The organism is Acinetobacter sp. YH12151 (assembly GCF_013418355.1).
GTDB lineage: Bacteria > Pseudomonadota > Gammaproteobacteria > Pseudomonadales > Moraxellaceae > Acinetobacter > Acinetobacter pseudolwoffii.
In genome coordinates this window covers 1-18,088 of record NZ_VPCG01000046.1, presented here as the reverse complement: position 1 = coordinate 18,088, position 18,088 = coordinate 1, and the positions used below count along the sequence as shown (strand labels likewise).

The window sequence follows — 18,088 nt, the reverse complement described above, 5'->3', positions numbered from 1 at the left end:
CTACAAATCGCCTCAACACCATATCGATCTTTATTGTTAAGGATAAAATCCACCATTATTTGTGTGGGCGGTCGAGCTCCGCCTGGGCGAAAAAAGCGGCTGCTTTACGTAGAATTTCATTGGCACGTTTTAATTCTTTAATTTCACGTTCCATTTGCTTCATTTTTTCTTGGTCAGATACCTGTTGTACTTTGGCGGGATTTTGTTGATCTAAGTATTTTTGATACCAAACACGTAGTGTTTCAGGAGTACAGCCAATTTTAGGAGCAATTGCGGAAACTGCTGCCCAATTCGATGGATAATCTTTTTCAGATTCAATTAGTAATTGAACCGCTCTTTCTCTAATTTCGGGGGTATAGTTTGGTTTTTTCATCGGAATAGTCTCTCAGAATATTGACTCTCCGACAAACCCGGTACGGTTCAATTTCAGATCGTCAAGCACATGCAGTAATTCCACCCAGGAAGAATGCCAAGCCCTGGAAAGATTCTAAAATCAGTTCAATAGAACGAAATGAGTTACTTCAAACGGTTAAGCATTTAGGCAGAACCCTATGGAAAAAATGGTCGGGCTATCACCGTCGCAGTTTGGTGGAAACCAAGATGCATTGCATCAAATTATTAGGAGATAAGCTGACGGCAAGACATTTTCAAAGTCAGGTCAATGAAGTTCATGCGCGTGTGGCAGTTCTGAATAGATTTACGGAATTAGGTAGACCTCACACCCAAGTTGTCACTTAAATTTGAATGGATTGGGGAAAACTCAGCTTTTGAATGTTTATGCAACAAAGCCATTGCGAGTTGAAAAAGTCCAATGATTCTACGAATACACCTAACTTTTTGAACTAACTACAAATGTGTCGCACTTGAGATTTGAATCTGCGTAATAAGAGTTAGTTATAAGATTGAAAAATATAGTTTCTCAGATAGCTAGAAACTGTATTTGCTTATTTCAAAGATTAATTTAACCCTCATCCTGTTTAAGCCAATGACTTTATAATTTGAATGGTTGGCTTATTTCGATGGGTTAATTGGTATGCACATAACGAAGCATAGATGCCAGTTAAAGACCCTGAAATACTCCGAGCTTTACTCGTCACTAAATTATAGTGTCCTTTCAATAGGCTGAATAATGTTTCTATTTTGCTGGGCTTTTTTAAGTAAAATCCCTAGGTACCATGAAGGCAGATCCGCGTGATTTAAACTGGCAGAAAGTTAATCAGGAAATCCGGTTGGCGCCTTTGGGCGAAAGCCTGTCGCAACGTGATCAGTTATTGGGTAAAATTATTAAATCAATCATTCATTAAACAGGCTAAATCAACGATGTTTTAGCCTGTTTTTGATGCTATCCAGATCTTTGACATGGCGGTCGCTTCATACAGCGGACTTTTAGCTCATTCATTCAAATGTTGCAGCTGCCATAGATCACTTTAGCTGAAATCGATAAGTGCTGGCTAAACATGCTCAGGAATCCAACATTTCATTTAAACTCAACAAAATATCTATAAATCTATGCAGGAACCTGTTGTAAATTAGACACTCGAAGAAAATAAATAAAGCGTTATCTTTCTTATTCAATATTCGATGCATCAACCGGAGATTCTCAGTTGCGCGCTGCCCGCTATAAAATTTTGCTCATCATCTTATTGTTACTGGCAGTCGGTTTTGCTCTGTTCCGCTGGTGGCAGGGGCCGGTTCTACCAAGCTATACCTTGAACACCATGCCGCTGATACAAAATGTAGTGGCCACCGGACGCGTGGCGACAGTCTCGCGTGCTCAGGTGGGCAGTGAAATTAGTGGCGTAGTACTTGAGCGGCGGGTCACGGAAGGAGATCAGGTGAAACCTGGTGATCTCTTGGTGGTGCTGAAATCGGATGAATTACTGGCCCAAGTACGACAGGCTGAACTGGCACTGACTGAATTGGCCACCAGCAGACGACCACAGGCGACAGCAGAACTGGCCAGTGCCAAAGCACAACTGGAACAGGCCAGTCGTGAAGCAGCACGGAGACGTAATGCCGAAGCGGGTATCCTGTCGGCTGAAGAAATAGAACAGGCCTTAGAGGCAGAAAGAGTTGCCCGCAACAATTATGAAACCGTTCGTCTAAAAGCAGCGGCATTGTCTACGGGACAAGTTGAAGAAGCATCGCTTCGGGAACAGCTGGCAGTGGCGCAGGCGCAACTGGCAAAAACCAGAATTCGGGCTGCGGTCGCAGGTACAGTACTGACACGGGATGTCGAGCCAGGCGATCTGGTTCAACCAGGACAAACCTTATTTACCATTGCCTTAACGGGCAATACAGAAATCCGGGTGCCACTCGATGAACGGAATTTACCGCAACTGGCCTTAGGGCAAAATGCCACCGTGATTAGCGATGCTTATCCGGATCAGTCTTTTCCGGCCCGCATTAACTTTATTGCACCGAGCATTGATCCGCAGCGGGGCACGGTAGAGGTCAGATTAACCGTCAACCCGGTGCCAGATTTTCTGCGTCAGGACATGACCGTATCGGTCAATGTCGAGACAGATAAACGGGAGCGGGCACTGGCTATTCCGAACGATGCGCTTAGCAATATTAAAGGCAATAAGGCAGTGGTCGTGTTGGTACGTGATAGAAAAATCCAGCGCCAACCGGTGACTTTAGGTTTACGGGGTCTGGCCATGTCAGAAGTAACTTCAGGTTTGAGTGAGGGTGATCAGGTGCTGGCCAATACCGAATCGTTACTGGAAGAGGGTGCGAGAGTCCGTCTCAAGCCACAAGATAGCTCATTGATGAGCTCGACTGACGCGACCGATAGCAAGAATGAATTACCGGTGAAATTCGATTGAAAAACTTTTTCGAGCGGCTTTGGATCGAATGGAAAATCGCGATCAGTTTTTTGCGCGAAGGTCGCGCGCAGTCCATTATGATCACGGTGGGCGTCGCCGTTGGTGTGGCGGTGATTGTGTTTATCACGGCCCTGATTCAGGGGCTACAGGCCAATATTGTCGAACGTACATTAGGTACACAGGCACATATCCGTCTGCTCTCACCCGATGAAGTCAACCGGATTGTGCCACCGCCTGCCGGGACGGTGCAATTGTTACAGGAAGATAAACGCGCACAACGACTGCGTTCCATCAATAATTGGCAGCAGATTACCGAAACACTGGATCAGTTGCCGATATTAACTGCTGTGTCGCCTGTGGTCTCCGGGCCGGCCTTTGTACAACGCGGTGATGCGATTGAATCCGTGGCCTTGGTCGGAATGGATCTGGAGCGTTATCAGCAGATCATTCCATTGAAAGAATATTTAACCAGTGGTCAGTTACGTGTTGGCGCGGATGATGTACTGATCGGCAGTCAGTTGGCCAAAGATCTGGGGGTTCAGGTCGGTAGCAAATTGCGACTGGATACCGGTCAGCAAAACAGTGCCTTGGTAAATATTGCCGGCATATTTGAACTGGGCGTGCGTGAACTGGATGCGCGTTATGTTTATCTGGACTTGAAACAGGCACAGTCTTTACTCGGTCTGCCCGGTGGTGTAACTGTCATTGATCTGACCATTAACGATATTTTTGAGGCTGATGACATTGCGGCCCAAGTGGGGCGCCTGACCTCATTAAAGGCTGAAAGCTGGATTTCAACCAATGCACAGCTGATGAATGCGATTACTGCACAGAGCCTGTCTACCAATATGATTATTGTTTTTGTCGCCATTTCAGTGGCTTTTGGCATTGCCAGTGTCATGTCCGTCAGCGTGGTACAGCGCACCCGGGAAATTGGTATTTTGCGTGCGACAGGCGCCACCCAGTCACAAATTTTAAGAATTTTCCTGTTTCAGGGGGCCATATTTGGTCTGCTGGGTTCGGTCGTTGGCAGTGCAGCCAGTTATGGTCTGGTCTGGGTATTTAATAATTTTGGCCCCGGATTATTTTATATCCCGATTTCGATCGAGCTGGTACTTCTGGCTTTATTGTTGGCGACATTAACAGGGGTATTGGCCGCTGCAGTACCATCACGCCGGGCAGCGGCACTCGATCCGGTGGAGGCGATTCGTCATGTCTGAACCATCTCAAGAAGTCCTGCGTTTAGAAGCGCTGCGTAAATCTTATAATATTGGTCAGCCCAATGAAATTGAGGTCTTGCATGGTATTGATCTGTGTATTGAACGCCAGGATTTTGCTGCTCTGATTGGGCCTTCTGGCTCCGGAAAAAGTACGCTATTGAATATTCTGGGATTGCTGGATCAGCCGAGTAGTGGCGAGCTGTATTTGCTGGGACAGCCGACCAGTGCCATGGATGATCGTGGCCGGACTGCGTTACGTGGCAATAGTATTGGATTTGTATTTCAGTTCCATCACCTGATTCAGGCATTTACTGCACTGGATAATATTTTAATGCCCTTGATGATGACGCGAGGCAAACCCGGACAGCAAGGCTTACAACGGGCACGGGATTTGCTGGCTGCAGTGGGGCTGGAAAAGTTTGCTGATCGTAAACCGAACGAGCTTTCCGGTGGGCAGCAACAGCGGATTGCGATTGCGCGGGCTTTGATTACAGAGCCAGCCTTACTTCTGGCCGATGAGCCTACCGGTAATCTGGATACGCAGACCGCCGCCGACATGTTTGAGCTGTTTCGTAAAGTGCATCGTGAACGCGACTGCGCCGTTCTGCTGGTGACGCATGACCCGCGCCTATCCGCCACCTGTGATCGAACCATTAATCTGGTCGATGGCCGGATTGAACGTGATTCCCATACGGTTCATCCAATTGAAACTTAGACAATATTTCAAATATTAGATTGATCCGATCCAGATTATTTCTTTATTAGTCACAGCTGACTAGAACTGAAACCAGAGAGATTAGTATGCATTGGATTTGACCCTATAATCATCTTCCATCAAATAAGTTAAACAGACTAGAACTTGAATAATATTTAATTAAATATAATATTAAAATATATAATGATGAAAGTGAAATATGATGCATGACTTCCTGAGCGCTTTTCTCGGTGGTTTACTTCTTGGTGTTTCAGTGGTCGGCTATCTGTATATTCATGGCCAGATCGCGGGCATTAGTGGTCTGATTGGACAGGTACTTAATCCTCAAAGCATTTTCAAGACGCCAGCTCTGTGGTTTTTATTGGGTCTCATCATCATTCCATTTGTTTATGGACTATGCATACAACCTGAAATCGAACTGAATACCAGTCCCTGGATGATGGTGATTGCGGGTTTACTGGTCGGTTTTGGCACCCGTTTAGGCTCGGGATGTACCAGTGGCCATGGAATTTGTGGCATCAGCCGTTTATCTAAACGTTCAATCTTGGCTACAGCCATATTTATGTGGGCTGGTTTTATGACAGTTTATGTGATCCGTCACCTGATTGGAGTGCGCTAAAATGAAAAATCTGCTGGCATTTTTATGGGGTGGTTTGTTTTCAGTCGGCTTGATGATTTCCGGTATGGCCAATCCTGAAAAGGTTCTGGATTTTCTGGATGTTTTTGGCGACTGGGATCCGAGTCTGGCCTTTGTGATGCTGGGCGCGATTATGGTCGCCTTTATTCCTTTTCAGAAAGCCACGCGAAATCCGGTAGCTAAAACTGTATTTCATGAACCGATCCAGTTACCGACTAATCAGAAAATTGATTCTAAACTGATGAGCGGCAGTCTTTTATTTGGTATCGGCTGGGGAATTGCCGGTATCTGTCCGGCACCCAGTCTGACACTCATTGGTTTAGGCCACTATCAGGCTACTTATTTTATTATGGCCATGCTGGCAGGGGTTTATCTACATCGTCAATGGTCAGGAGCATCATCATGAGTCATAGCGCCGTAATTCAAGATTTTTTTCATGAAGATAGCCATACTTTTAGCTATGTGGTGGGTGATCCGGCCACTGGAAAATGTGCGGTGATTGATAGTGTGCTGGATTATGATGCCGCTTCTGCCAGTACATCGACCAGACATGCGGATCGAATTATTGCCTATATACGACAGCAGAACTTTGAGGTTGAGTGGATTCTGGAAACCCATGTGCATGCAGATCATTTGACCGCAGCACAATATCTGCATTCACAGTTGGGCGGCAAGATTGCCATGAGCCAGCATATTTCTATTGTGCAGGAAGTCTTTGGCGCGATCTATCATCTGGATATGAAACAGTTCAATCTGGCGCAGCCTTTTGATTATCTGTTTGCGGATCATGAAAAATTCAATATTGGTTCACTACCGGCCTATAACATTCCGACGCCGGGACATACACCGGCCTGTCTGAGTTATGTGGTCGGGAATGCAGTCTTTGTCGGTGATACCTTGTTTATGCCAGATTATGGCACTGCACGTTGTGATTTTCCCAAAGGCAGTGCGGCAACGCTATTCGATTCGGTGCAAAAACTGTATCAATTGCCGGATGATACCCGGGTATTTCTGTGCCATGACTATTTACCGGAAAGCCGTGATCACTTTGTCTGTGAAACCGATATTCAGACCCAGAAGCAGCATAATATTCATATTCACAGGGGGATGGCCAAAGCTGAATTTATTGAAATGCGCCAGCAACGCGATGCCCAATTAGGTATGCCAAAACTGATTTTACCGGCGATTCAAATCAATATACGTGCCGGTCAATTTCCTGAAGCAGAGGCCAATGGTATTTCCTATTTAAAACTGCCGCTGAATTATTTTCATGCCTGAATGCCTCAATTCTTAAAACCTGGTGATGAAAAGAGGATGTACACGACTGCATACATCCTCCAAGTTTTTAGTGCTTCATTTTAAAGGTCATATCTTTGGGATTGTTCTAATCGGCTAAGCAACACCCTCGTGTCATCCCGCTCATCCGCTTGCTCTCAAATGCGATTAATCATGCTTTATTGATCCAGACTACTTCTGAGCATCCAGGCAGTTTTTTCATGTACATCTAGTCGCTGGGTCAAAATATCCGCTGTTGGTTGATCATTGGCGTCTTCAATCACTGCAAAAATACTTCTGGCGGTACGTGCTACGGTCTCATGGGCATCGACCAGTAGGCGCAGCATTTCTTCAGCTTTTGGCACCCCTTCAACCTCTTTAATAGAGGTCAGTTTTACAAACTGTTTATAGGTGCCAGGTGCTGCAAAACCCAAGGCCCGGATACGTTCAGCAATCACATCCAGCGCATTCCACTGCTCGGTGTATTGGGTCATAAACATATTATGCAGGCTATTGAACTGGGGGCCGGTGACATTCCAGTGGAAATTATGGGTCATCAAATACAGGGTATAGCTGTCTGCCAATAGTCGGGATAAACCATCGACAATCTTGGCACGATCATCATGCGAAATTCCGATATCAATTTTCATTGCTTTAGATTCTTTTTTAGAAGAGGCCATGCTCTTACTCCTTAAAATTTAACAACATGCTGTGTATTAAAATAAAGTCAGATGTATTCGAAGTTTGAGTCAAACGAGGGTTTGATCTTGATAATGACTCCCGAATTGAAACTTAATTTCCATTATCAATATGAACAAGCTGAAAGATTTAAGTGTTTATAAGTTATAGATATTAGATCAATAGACAGGCAGGAAGTTTAGTCATTATGTATAGCCTGCAGAGAGGATTGTAACTTTTCAATTTAATAAACTTTATTTCTCTTTATCAACCTAGCGATAATTATCCCAACAGATTTAGAACGTTGAAAAAAGCCTTAGCTATTTCAGAATGGAAATATTGCACTGATTCATGATGACGGATTTGTACGCACTATCACATCTTGCCTGAAGAACTTTTATTGCAACATAGCATGACTAAAATTTTATATCTCTTTTAAATGAATGAGATGGCTGTGTGCAAAGATCATAAAAAAAGAGGTGGTTTATAAAAAAATAACACAACGCTGCCTTAATTAAACAAGGCACAACAAAGAATAATAAACCTCTTTCCTAAATGCAGTTATGTTAGGACACAGGCACGGTCAATAACAATATCCTAGAAAGCAGAACCCTTCGAGACAGAACACAGAGATGAAGTGCTGACTTGAGACAGCATGGGCTGTAGCAGCTGGGATTGCGGGAATCATGTTATTGGCCAACCCATGCGAGACATAAAGCTCAAGCGACTTTGAGATAGACCAAAAATATCTGAACTAAACTCAAGCTCAGCAAGGAATACATCATGAAAATTAAGGCCAATAGCCCCGCGACTGGTAAAGACGGTTTAGACAAACAAAATACCAATAAAAAAAGTGAGCAGCTCGACGCATATCGCAGTGATGCGACCGAGCAGGCACTCACCACCAATCAAGGGGTTAAAATTTCCGATAACCAGAACAGTCTCAAGGCAGGCGTTCGCGGGGCGACCTTGATCGAAGATTTTATTCTTCGGGAAAAAATTACCCATTTTGACCATGAGCGAATTCCAGAACGTATTGTGCATGCCCGCGGTGTCGGCGCACATGGTTATTTTGAGGCTTATCCGGGGAATGAAAAACTGACCAAGGCAGGCTTCTTGACCAATACCAGTGTGCAAACGCCAGTATTTGTGCGTTTTTCTACCGTACAGGGCCCGCGTGGTTCAGCAGATACGGTACGTGATATTCGTGGTTTTGCCACCAAGTTTTATACGGATGAAGGTAACTTTGATTTAGTAGCGAATGATGCGCCGGTATTCTTTATTCAGGATGGGATCAAGTTCCCGGATTTTGTACATGCGGTTAAACCTGAACCTCAGACCGAGATTCCTACCGGTGCATCTGCACATGATACTTTCTGGGATTTTGTTTCCTTAGTGCCTGAATCTGCACATGCGGTCATGTGGGCCATGTCGGATCGGGGCATTCCGCGTAATTTAAGAGCCATTCAAGGCTTTGGTGTGCATACTTTCCGTTTTATCAATGCCGAGAATAAAGCGGTTTTTGTGAAATTCCACTGGACCCCAAAACAGGGTCTTGCCCAACTGGTCTGGGATGAAGCACAAAAACTGGCGGGTAAAGATCCGGATTTTCATCGTCGTGACTTATATGAAGCGATTGCCTCCGGTAACTATCCGGAATGGGAACTGGGTGTACAGGTCGTTCCAGAAGAAGATGAGATGAAGTACGACTTCGACTTGCTGGATCCAACCAAAATTATTCCGGAAGAACTGGTGCCGGTGACGCCGATTGGTAGAATGGTATTGAACCGTAATGTCGATTATTTCTTCGGTGAAACCGAGCAGGTGGCATTCTGTCCGGGACATATTGTACCAGGACTGGATTTTACCAATGATCCATTATTACAAGCACGTCTGTTCTCCTATACCGATACCCAGCTCAGCCGTTTAGGTGGTCCGAACTTCCACCAGATTCCAATCAATAAGCCAGTTTGTCCATTCCACAATAACCAGCGTGACGGTCTACACCAGCGTATTGTACATACCGGTCAAGCCAGTTATGAGCCGAACTCGATTGATAACAACTGGCCGGCTGAAACCCCACCAGCAGCACAAGGTGGTGGTTTTGAAAGCTATCAGGAACGTATTGATGGACACAAGATCCGTCAGCGCAGCGAATCTTTCAGCGATCACTTTAGTCAGCCCCGCCTTTTCTATCGCAGTCAGGCACCTCATGAGCAAAAGCATATTGTCGATGCCTATGTCTTTGAGCTGAGCAAAGTAGAACGCAAATATATTCGTGAACGTGAAGTACTTGAAGTGCTTTGCAATATCGATCTGGACTTGGCTCAGCAAGTTGCTGACCAATTGGGTATTGAAATTCCGGCAGAGAAAAAGGCAGCAACATTACCAGATGTGCAGATTTCACCACGCTTATCTTTCGAGGCATTCAAACCCGAAGATATTAAGGCACGCAAAATTGCGCTACTGGTACACGATAAAGCCAATGAGGCCAGTATCAAAGCTGTTCAAGCCTGGGCAGAATCAGAAGGTGCTGTGGTCGATGTACTGACCCCAAAACCGGGTCCGGTACTGGGTCAGCAAGGCGAGGTAATTCCTTCTGACGGTATGCAAAAAGCCGAGCCATCGATTGCCTATGATGCCGTGGTGATTGCTGACGGTGACAATTACGATGTGGTGATGAAAGATGGTGTGGCGACGCATTATCTGCTGGAAGCCTACAAGCATTTAAAACCAATCGTGTTGCTGGGCGATAAAGGTGCGTTGATTGAAGACCTGCGTCTGGTTCGCGATGAAGGAACATTGGCAAGCGAGAAGTTTGAAGCAGTACAAGAGAGCTTCAAAACCCTGATCATGAAGCATCGTGTCTGGGCGCGTGAAGCGATTGCAGAATCGATTCCTGCCTAAATATGTCGATTCGAGGATAGGCGCTCAGGCGTCTATCCTCCTGTTTTCAAAATGGATGATGAGATGGTAAGACCGGATGTCAAAAAGTTGTTGGCTCAGGCACAGCAAGCCAAATGGAGCAGAGAGCAGGATATTTACCTGATCGAGCATAACCATTTGCCTTTGGCTGAACTGATGCAGCAGCTTGGTTTCAATGAAGAAGAAATTAACGCACGCCGTAAGATATTAGGGCTGACTACACGTTTAAAACAAATGCGCAAGCTGTCTCATTAATTGACTTTAAAAACACAACAACATGATCCGTATTTTATGAGGAACCGCATGCATGAACCTCGGTTCAATATTACAAAGATTTGAAAATTCTCCTCTGGAGCTACAAGAAAAAATTCACCAGAGCTTAAGGGAACTGGTGGCGATATCCGATCAGGCGCCATATCCCGCTTCTGGACATACTTTAAAACGCTGGCAGATGCTGAGTCAGGTGTCCGCCAGCAATCTAAGTCTGGGCAAACTGTTTGAATCCCATCTGGACGCTTTGGCCATTTTGCATGAACTGAATATTCCAGTAGAACAAAAAGGCTTATGGGCTGTCTGGGCGGCAGAAGGCGGACCAAGGCCTTTAACTTTAGTAGCCGGAAAACTTACTGGAATTAAGCCTGGGTGTTCTGCTTCAGCTTGGGTGCAACATGGACTGCTGACTTACCGCGATGATCAGCAATTATCGCAGTTACTGATTCTGGATCTGCAACAAGAGGGCATTCAGCACCATCAGGATGCTTGGCAGGCAGTGGGTATGCAGCATACCCTAACTGCCCGACTGGAGCTGGATCAGGTCAAGGCGGAAAAAGTCGCAGCGCCGAATGCTTATCTGGATCGGGCGGGCTTCTGGCATGGCGCTGCCGGCGTGGCTGCCTGCTGGTATGGCGCGACCGTGGCACTGGCCCAATATTTACAGCAGGAACTATTGAAAAAGCCACATGCCTATAAGGCCATGTATCTGGGGGAGATCAGTCGGGACCTGCTTGCGACACAAGCCTTATTTTACCGGGTGGCCAATTTGATTGATCAGCAGCCTCAATTTCCTCATCAATTACAGATTCAGGCCTTACGTGCCCAGGTTGAAGCCACCGCATTAAATGTACTGACTCAGGTAGGCAAGGCACTTGGCGCAGCACCTTATTGTACAAATTCACATTTTGCCCAGCTTGCAGCAGACCTGCCGGTATTTATTCGTCAGAGTCATGCGGCTTTTGATCTGGAACGGATTGGTGAATTGAGTGTGCAGGAGGAAGAGTTATGGACATTATAAGACACGAGATTGTCGAAGACCGTGTCATCCATGGCGAAGGTACACGGCTTGAAGAATGGCGCTCTTGCCAGATTTTGCAACAGATGCCGGAATTCGATATTCCCAGCATTATTCCATCAGATGCCCGAGTCTGCATTATTGCCCCGCATCCGGATGATGAAATTTTGGGTTGTGGCGGTCTGATTCAGCGTCTGGACACATTGGGATATCAGATTGTACTTTTTGCCGTTACCAATGGTACCGCCAGCCATCCAGACTCGATTTTGTATAACCCGGAAGAGTTGAACCAGATTCGTCCTGCTGAAACGCGAGCAGCTTTGGAAGAGTTAGCATTGAAGCAGAATATTCTGCGGATTGCGCTGGATATTCAGGATGGCCAGGTCGCAGAACAGCGAGAACTGCTGAAACAGCATTTGCAATCTTATTTGCAGCCCAATGATGTGCTCATTACCACCTTTGTGCATGATGGACATCCAGATCATGAAATTACAGGGCAGGTCACCCAACAGCTGGCAACCGAACGGCACTTATCCTGTATTCAGGTCCTGATTTGGGCCTGGCATTGGGCCACACCTGGAGATACCAGAATTCCCTGGACCGTCGCTCATCAACTCAAATTAACTGATCAAGAATTGCACTAGAAGTCTCGAGCTGCGCGGTGTTTTAAGAGTCAGATCGAGCTTGACCCTAGCATAGAACAGGCACCCATTCTGCCAGAGCAGGCATTACAGCGTATTTTACAACCCTGGGAGGTGTATCTGTATGAACAGTAAAGCAGCCTATGATCAGGAATATTTTGATGCCTTATATGCACTGAATCAGGGAAATCCCTGGCACTATGAACAACGCTGGTATGAACAGCGCAAACGGCAGATTTGTCTGGCGGTCTTGCCGCGTTTGCAGTTTGACTCCGCGATTGAAATTGGTTGTAGTAATGGCATCTTCAGTCAGGAACTGGCGCAGCGAACAGCAACTTTAATGTGTCTGGATGCCAACGAAACTGCTATTCAATTGGCTCGGCAGCGTTTACATGCTTATCCGCATGTACAGGTACTACAGCGGATTGTGCCAGATCACTTGCCGCAACAGAAATTTCAGCTCATTGTGGTTAGTGAGATTCTATATTATTTAGATCCGGCCGCATTACAACAGGTGCTGGCATGGTTGCATACTGCACTCGAACCCGGTGGATGTATCTTGAGTTGTCATTGGCGCGCGCCGATTGCAGGATTTAGCTTAAATGGTGAAGAGGTACATCGACAATTAAAAGCCCAGTTAAAATATAAGCATAATCTCAGCGTACAGAATTCAGACTTTCTGGTCGATCTGTGGCTGAATTCTGCGCAATCTGTGGCAGAGCTGGAGGGCTTGAAATGAAGAAAATTGCGGTGGTGATTCCGGCCTGTAATGAAGAAGCCTATATTGAACGTTGCCTGAAAGCATTAAAATATGCACGACTTTACTTCTTTCAGCATGTGGGAAAATTAGCAGTTCTGCCCGAGATCAAGATTCTGGTGGTTTTAGACAGTTGCACCGATTCTACTGCAAGCAAAGTTCAGCAGTCGGGAATCCAGACGATCAGTTGTCATTTTAAAAATGTAGGAAAGGCACGTCATCTAGGCGTTCAGCACATGATCGAGCAGGGTTGTGACTGGATTTGTTGTACCGATGCCGATTCTTTTGTACAGCGTGACTGGTTTCAGGTCATGTTGCAGCACCAACCGGCGGATGTGATTTGTGGGGTGGTCGATCTGGATGAATGGGGGCATTTAAGCACATTAGCCCGTCAGACTTATCTGAGTCATTATCAGGACAAGATGGATCACCGTCATATTCATGGGGCAAATCTATGTTTTAAAGCCGCGTCTTATCTACAGGTAAACGGCTTTCAGCAACTGGACTGTCATGAAGATGTCGATTTCATCCATCGCCTAGAACATGTCGGGGCAAAGATTATCTGGTCGAATCAGCTCAGAGTGACCACCAGCAGTCGGCTTAGCTCAAAAATTGCAGCCGGTTTTGCACATTTTCTGCAAAATCTGGAGCTTAAACAAGCCGCTGAAAAACCGATCAGCCTATGCAAATAAAATTACAAAATTATAAATTTTATACAATCAGCCACTTGTAAAAAATCTTGAAATTAGCGCCTAAAAGCTATTCCATTTAAAATTATTCTGTTTATAATTCACGCAAATTAAGCCCCACCTACTTATACATTTCAGCTATAAGTCAGTGGGGTTTTTCTATGGATGATCGGTAATGGATGCCTGAGCCTTCTTTTTAGGTAATACAATGTTTAATCAAACTCTGCTTTCTCGAATTCAGTCTCCATCACCCCATCTATGGCAGAAAATAGCGACTGCATTGTGCTTCTTTAGCTTGGGTTTTAGTACCGCAGCTTGGGCACCTTTAATTCCCTATGCACAGCAGCGCCTGTTACTCAATCATGCAGACTTTGGTCTGTTATTACTCTGTGCCGGAATTGGATCCATGCTGGCGATGCCACTGGCAGGCCGACTCGCCAATACATTAGGTTGCCGTGCTGTTCTGGCTGTGGTGTTAACAGCATTTTTGTTTATCTTGCCTGCTTTGGCGTATAGCCCGAATCATTTGATGATGGCGATCAGCCTGTTTTTCTTTGGGGCCAGTGCTGGTGCTTTGGGGGTGACAGTCAATATTCAGGCCGCACAGGTTGAGAAAAAACTTGCTAAAAGTTTAATGTCGGGTTTCCATGGCGTATGTAGCCTCGGTGGTCTGGCCGGTGTGCTGGGAATGACCACGTTAATGGGATTCGGTCTAGCGCCTTTAACTGGCGCAGTTATTGTCAGTGCGATTTTGCTATTGATTGCAATATTGGCTATTCCTTTTAGCTTGGGGATTGAGCCAAAAACAGTGCTAGAGGAAACCTCCTCATCAGAACAGTCAGCGACAAAAGCAGCACCCACCTGGGCGATTCTAGGCATCGGTTTGATCTGTTTTGTGGCGTTCCTGTCCGAAGGCGCAGCGATGGACTGGAGCGGGATTTATCTTGCCAGCCAGTTCAATTTGCCAGCGGCTCAAACTGGTTTGGCTTATAGCTTCTTTGCGGCCTTGATGGTATTGGGTCGTTTCAGCGGACATCTCATTATTCAACAGTTTGGTGAAAAAAATACCATTCTACTGAGTGCAATTTTGGCTGCAACCGGTTTATTGACTGTGGTCTTTGCACCAGTCTGGCAAGTAGTGTTGCTGGGCTATGCCATTCTCGGTCTGGGCAGTGCTAATATTGTACCGTTAATGTTTTCACGTGCAGGCCGTCAAAAAACCTTGGCTTCACATGTGGCATTATCCTATGTATCGGTATTTGCATACACAGGTTCACTGATCGGACCGGCATTGGTCGGTTTCGGCAGTGAAATTATTGGCTTGAGTCTGGTGTTTAGTGTGATTGCGATAGGTCTATTCAGTATTGTGATTTTGAATCATCTGACTGCAGATCCAAAAGATGCACAAGCAGCCGAAGAGCTTATTTCTCCTTTGCAAAACGAAACACCAGCATAATGCTGGTGTTTTTTTCAGGTGTGTATTTAAGCATGCACACTGAACTGGGTGGAAATTCCGCTAGCCACTGGACGATAGATTCGTACACTCTGTGATTTTTTTAAGTCAGTAATAAACTGATCTCGCCAGCGAATAATATCGAAGTTTTTCAAGCCTTGGCTTAAATAACGATAACGTTCTAAACGCTCCGATTTAGACATGCGCAGCGCTTTTTTCAAGGCTTTGGACATACTGTCATGCTCATAAGGATCGACCAGCAAGGCTTCTTTCATTTGTTCGGCAGCACCGGCATATTTAGACAGAATTAAAACACCCGGATCGAGTGGATTCTGCGCCGCAATATATTCTTTCGCCACCAGATTCATACCGTCCCGGATCGAATTGACCCAGCAAATATCTGCCTTGCGATAAAGCTGCATTAACGCTTCATGACCTAAGGTTTCATAACTGCAATCGAAAGGTTGCCAGTCTGCTGTGCCATGCTGGGTATTGAGTTCCTGCACGGCAGACTGGAATTGCTCATACAGGTTTTTATAGGTTTTGACATCCAGTCGGCATGGGCAGGCAATTTGCAGTTGCTGAAACTGATGTTTAAATTCGGGCTGATCTTCCAGCAAGCTTTGCAAGGATCCGATTTTCTCCAGTAAACCCTTACTATAATCAATCCGGTCGACCGAAATAATACGTTTATAAGGACGGACTGTCTCGAGATCAAAAGGCAATTTGCTAAGCTGGCTATCAGCCGCCTGATTTTGCAGTTGAACTGGATGCACGCCAATTGGATAGCATTTCACATAAATCCGTCTTGACTGATAATTCAGGATTTCATCATGACGATGCTTGATTTTTAAGGTCTGTTCCAGAAACTGGATACAGTTTTTCTGATCGCGTGGGGTTTGAAATCCGAGTACATCAAAATGAGCCAGATGATGCGCCAGATCCTGATAGGCTGGTAAAGTCTGCCAGAGTTTCAGTTCAGGAAAAGGAATATGCAGGAAGAAACCAATACGGTTACGCATACCCAGTTTCCGACAGTAATGCGCCACACTTAAAAAATGGTAATCATGAATCCAGATGATGTCATGGGGAGAGGCGACCTGTTTCAGATGCTTGGCAAAGCGTAAATTGACATCTTTATAGGTTTTGAAATCCTGTGGCTGATAATCCACAAGTTGATGCTGATCATGCATCAGCGGCCATAAGGCATTATTGGCAAAACCACAATAAAACCCCTGATATTGGGGCTCAGTCAAAGGACTCGTATGATATTCAACATTCTGATGTTTGAGGATTTGAAACTTCTGCTCTTTGCCATGATCGACTCTGGAACCATTCCAGCCGACCCAAATGCCGCCAATATCCTGCAAAGCATCCTGCAATGCCACCGCTAATCCACCTGCCTGTGTATTGTCTGGGTTAGGTAGATTCACACGATTTGATAACACAATGAGTTTTGACATGTGATTTCTCCAATAATTGTTGTTGTTGTGCTTTAAATAATGCTAAAAGCTCCGTTAAAAAAGCTTGTACTTGTGTTACGTTTTCGAGCCGATGTTGTGCTACGGTGTTGCCCGTGCCGACTTTAATGGAGCAGCCTTTTAAGCTATTAATCACCTGAAAGCCAGCTTCATCGGTCAGGTCATCACCGATAAAAATAGGGTAATGATCACTTAAATGAGCTTGCTGGTGAATGTGTTGAATGGCTGAACCTTTGTTTGCACCTTTGGGTACCAGCTCAAATACAAACTTCCCGGCCTTCAGTTCAAATGCTTGAAAGTGGGTCAGACAATCCAATGCAAATGTATGCACCAGATCTTCTAAATGTGGATGTTCACGAAAATGCAGTGCGACCGAATAGTCTTTCTTTTCTATTCGAATCTGAGCAAGCTGAGCGCTATGTTCAGTAATATAATTTTTTAATAATTCAAATTGCTCAGAATTTAAATCAATTAAATGACTTAAATGCGATTGATAGTTTAATTCCAGACCATGTGAGCCGGCAATATTCCAGTCAAAGGGATAAATAAGTTTTTGAGCTTGTGCAATAGAACGTCCAGTGATTAATACCAACTCAATATATTGTTGTAGTTCTTTCAAGGTATTTAAGGTTTCATCTTTAATTATATTTTTTGTTGGATCAGGATGGAATTCAGAAATAGTTCCATCAATATCAAGAAATAAAATAAGTTTATGAGAATAAATAACTGGATTGAGTTGAGTTAAAATCACTTGAGCTAATAGAGGAGAAGGCACTATAAGTGAATCTTCTACATCTTGATCAGAGTGTTGAGCGGACATAAACTCTACCTAAGTATTTGAAATAAAATTAATTTAAAATCTAAAACTGCCTGATTAGTTTTTAATCTAATAAATTTATAGCATATTTCATTTAACAGACTGGATTTAAGTGCAGAAAAGAAACATTTTTAACAAGTACAGTTACTTTGTAAAATTTGGAAATATTTTTCATGTAAAAGATATTATTCTTAATAAATTTTAAAGATAATGCTCTGACTGTTTTTTATTAATTGATTTTTATTTAGGATTATTTTTTATTTAAGCCATAATATTCAATGTGATTGCTTGAGTTGTTTGAAATTTTAATCGCTATAATTTGGTATTTTATTTTTAAAATTTGATATATTTTAAATGTAGATAATATAAGTTAATTTTATTTAAAATGAATTTTTTGGATGAAAATAATTAACCCTATTCTTGGAGTGAAAAAAATAGAAGACAAGCTGTTGAAAATTATTATTTTTTAAATATATAAAAGGTCATGAAGATATGGGGGCTATTAGAATGTTACAGGATAAGAATTTATTGCTCTATAATTTTCTTTAGATCGGATAGGCTTTGTTGCATAAACATTCAAAAGCTGAGTTTTCCCCAATCCATTCAAATTTAAGTGACAACTTGGGTGTGAGGTCTACCTAATTCCGTAAATCTATTCAGAACTGCCACACGCGCATGAACTTC

At 44.3% G+C, this 18,088-nt stretch carries 16 protein-coding genes, 4 pseudogenes and 1 other annotated feature; of the genes and pseudogenes, 15 read left to right on the top strand and 5 right to left on the bottom strand.

Annotation, left to right across the window (positions count from 1 at the left end; translation table 11 throughout):
- Positions 1-98, bottom strand: a sequence feature (AL1L pseudoknot). This feature is flagged as partial in the annotation.
- Positions 1-373 (bottom strand): annotated as a pseudogene (locus tag FTU82_RS13470) (transposase); the annotation flags it as partial. Its footprint overlaps the feature before it by 98 nt.
- 50 nt (positions 374-423) lie before the next feature.
- Between FTU82_RS13470 and FTU82_RS13465 the strand changes: the two are divergent.
- Positions 424-738 (top strand): annotated as a pseudogene (locus FTU82_RS13465) (transposase); the annotation flags it as partial.
- Positions 739-977: 239 nt separating this feature from the next.
- Here the strand turns inward: FTU82_RS13465 and FTU82_RS13460 are convergent.
- Positions 978-1,148, bottom strand: a pseudogene (locus FTU82_RS13460) (IS982 family transposase); the annotation flags it as partial.
- Positions 1,149-1,175: 27 nt separating this feature from the next.
- Here FTU82_RS13460 and FTU82_RS16245 point away from each other — a divergent pair.
- The 7 genes from FTU82_RS16245 (at position 1,176) to FTU82_RS13430 (ending at position 6,678) form a co-directional block, all read left to right on the top strand.
- A complete protein-coding gene (locus FTU82_RS16245; RefSeq protein ID WP_005096127.1) occupies positions 1,176-1,304 on the top strand; it encodes a hypothetical protein in 129 nt (42 codons plus the stop codon).
- A gap of 300 nt (positions 1,305-1,604) precedes the next feature.
- Entirely contained in the window at positions 1,605-2,828 is a 1,224-nt protein-coding gene (locus FTU82_RS13455; RefSeq protein WP_180101465.1) for an efflux RND transporter periplasmic adaptor subunit, read from the top strand.
- The gene (locus FTU82_RS13450) at positions 2,825-4,048 is read left to right on the top strand and encodes an ABC transporter permease (RefSeq protein ID WP_005096129.1); all 1,224 of its coding nucleotides are present in this window, start codon (positions 2,825-2,827) and stop codon (positions 4,046-4,048) included. Before FTU82_RS13455 ends, FTU82_RS13450 begins: the two co-directional genes overlap by 4 nt.
- On the top strand, positions 4,041-4,763 hold the full coding sequence (locus FTU82_RS13445; RefSeq protein ID WP_005096130.1) for an ABC transporter ATP-binding protein: 723 nt from the start codon (positions 4,041-4,043) through the stop codon (positions 4,761-4,763). Before FTU82_RS13450 ends, FTU82_RS13445 begins: the two co-directional genes overlap by 8 nt.
- A gap of 202 nt (positions 4,764-4,965) precedes the next feature.
- A complete protein-coding gene (locus FTU82_RS13440; protein ID WP_100328987.1) occupies positions 4,966-5,382 on the top strand; it encodes a YeeE/YedE family protein in 417 nt (138 codons plus the stop codon).
- 1 nt (position 5,383) lies between these two features.
- Complete coding sequence (locus tag FTU82_RS13435) at positions 5,384-5,806, top strand: YeeE/YedE family protein (RefSeq protein WP_005096132.1); 423 nt, start codon at positions 5,384-5,386, stop codon at positions 5,804-5,806.
- The gene (locus FTU82_RS13430; RefSeq protein ID WP_180101463.1) at positions 5,803-6,678 is read left to right on the top strand and encodes an MBL fold metallo-hydrolase; all 876 of its coding nucleotides are present in this window, start codon (positions 5,803-5,805) and stop codon (positions 6,676-6,678) included. Before FTU82_RS13435 ends, FTU82_RS13430 begins: the two co-directional genes overlap by 4 nt.
- A 176-nt stretch (positions 6,679-6,854) precedes the next feature.
- Here FTU82_RS13430 and FTU82_RS13425 read toward each other — a convergent pair whose 3' ends face one another.
- Positions 6,855-7,355: a Dps family protein gene (locus FTU82_RS13425; protein WP_005096135.1), complete on the bottom strand. Its 501-nt coding sequence runs from the start codon at positions 7,353-7,355 to the stop codon at positions 6,855-6,857.
- A gap of 781 nt (positions 7,356-8,136) precedes the next feature.
- Here FTU82_RS13425 and katE point away from each other — a divergent pair.
- From katE to FTU82_RS13390, 7 genes and pseudogenes are all read left to right on the top strand, one after another.
- A complete protein-coding gene (gene katE, locus FTU82_RS13420; RefSeq protein ID WP_180101461.1) occupies positions 8,137-10,260 on the top strand; it encodes a catalase HPII in 2,124 nt (707 codons plus the stop codon).
- A gap of 63 nt (positions 10,261-10,323) precedes the next feature.
- Positions 10,324-10,533, top strand: coding sequence for a hypothetical protein (locus FTU82_RS13415; RefSeq protein WP_180101459.1), 210 nt, complete (start codon positions 10,324-10,326; stop codon positions 10,531-10,533).
- 52 nt (positions 10,534-10,585) lie between these two features.
- Positions 10,586-11,569, top strand: a complete 984-nt coding sequence (locus FTU82_RS13410; protein WP_180101457.1) for an acyl-CoA dehydrogenase — start codon at positions 10,586-10,588, stop codon at positions 11,567-11,569.
- Positions 11,557-12,342, top strand: a pseudogene (locus FTU82_RS13405) (PIG-L deacetylase family protein). Before FTU82_RS13410 ends, FTU82_RS13405 begins: the two are co-directional and overlap by 13 nt.
- On the top strand, positions 12,332-12,946 hold the full coding sequence (locus tag FTU82_RS13400; protein WP_180101455.1) for a class I SAM-dependent methyltransferase: 615 nt from the start codon (positions 12,332-12,334) through the stop codon (positions 12,944-12,946). The pseudogene FTU82_RS13405 and the gene FTU82_RS13400 overlap by 11 nt, the downstream one beginning before the upstream one ends.
- Positions 12,943-13,656: a glycosyltransferase family 2 protein gene (locus FTU82_RS13395; RefSeq protein WP_100328865.1), complete on the top strand. Its 714-nt coding sequence runs from the start codon at positions 12,943-12,945 to the stop codon at positions 13,654-13,656. The genes FTU82_RS13400 and FTU82_RS13395 overlap by 4 nt, the downstream gene beginning before the upstream one ends.
- Positions 13,657-13,861: 205 nt before the next feature.
- Complete coding sequence (locus FTU82_RS13390; RefSeq protein WP_100534449.1) at positions 13,862-15,109, top strand: MFS transporter; 1,248 nt, start codon at positions 13,862-13,864, stop codon at positions 15,107-15,109.
- 26 nt (positions 15,110-15,135) lie between these two features.
- Here FTU82_RS13390 and FTU82_RS13385 read toward each other — a convergent pair whose 3' ends face one another.
- Both FTU82_RS13385 and otsB read right to left on the bottom strand, forming a co-directional pair.
- The gene (locus tag FTU82_RS13385; RefSeq protein WP_005096146.1) at positions 15,136-16,569 is read right to left on the bottom strand and encodes a trehalose-6-phosphate synthase; all 1,434 of its coding nucleotides are present in this window, start codon (positions 16,567-16,569) and stop codon (positions 15,136-15,138) included.
- Positions 16,526-17,407, bottom strand: a complete 882-nt coding sequence (otsB, locus tag FTU82_RS13380) for a trehalose-phosphatase (protein WP_074383134.1) — start codon at positions 17,405-17,407, stop codon at positions 16,526-16,528. Before otsB ends, FTU82_RS13385 begins: the two co-directional genes overlap by 44 nt.
- Positions 17,408-18,088: the final 681 nt, after the last annotated feature.

Coding starts and splice junctions, on each gene's coding strand:
- FTU82_RS13440 (WP_100328987.1), top strand. CDS start 4,966: ATGCATGACTTCCTGAGCGCTTTTCTCGGTGGTTTACTTCTTGGTGTT.
- FTU82_RS13390 (WP_100534449.1), top strand. CDS start 13,862: ATGTTTAATCAAACTCTGCTTTCTCGAATTCAGTCTCCATCACCCCAT.
- katE (WP_180101461.1), top strand. CDS start 8,137: ATGAAAATTAAGGCCAATAGCCCCGCGACTGGTAAAGACGGTTTAGAC.
- FTU82_RS13410 (WP_180101457.1), top strand. CDS start 10,586: ATGAACCTCGGTTCAATATTACAAAGATTTGAAAATTCTCCTCTGGAG.
- FTU82_RS13415 (WP_180101459.1), top strand. CDS start 10,324: ATGGTAAGACCGGATGTCAAAAAGTTGTTGGCTCAGGCACAGCAAGCC.
- FTU82_RS13435 (WP_005096132.1), top strand. CDS start 5,384: ATGAAAAATCTGCTGGCATTTTTATGGGGTGGTTTGTTTTCAGTCGGC.
- FTU82_RS13445 (WP_005096130.1), top strand. CDS start 4,041: ATGTCTGAACCATCTCAAGAAGTCCTGCGTTTAGAAGCGCTGCGTAAA.
- FTU82_RS13400 (WP_180101455.1), top strand. CDS start 12,332: ATGAACAGTAAAGCAGCCTATGATCAGGAATATTTTGATGCCTTATAT.
- FTU82_RS13385 (WP_005096146.1), bottom strand. CDS start 16,569: ATGTCAAAACTCATTGTGTTATCAAATCGTGTGAATCTACCTAACCCA.
- otsB (WP_074383134.1), bottom strand. CDS start 17,407: ATGTCCGCTCAACACTCTGATCAAGATGTAGAAGATTCACTTATAGTG.
- FTU82_RS16245 (WP_005096127.1), top strand. CDS start 1,176: ATGAAGGCAGATCCGCGTGATTTAAACTGGCAGAAAGTTAATCAGGAA.
- FTU82_RS13425 (WP_005096135.1), bottom strand. CDS start 7,355: ATGGCCTCTTCTAAAAAAGAATCTAAAGCAATGAAAATTGATATCGGA.
- FTU82_RS13395 (WP_100328865.1), top strand. CDS start 12,943: ATGAAGAAAATTGCGGTGGTGATTCCGGCCTGTAATGAAGAAGCCTAT.
- FTU82_RS13430 (WP_180101463.1), top strand. CDS start 5,803: ATGAGTCATAGCGCCGTAATTCAAGATTTTTTTCATGAAGATAGCCAT.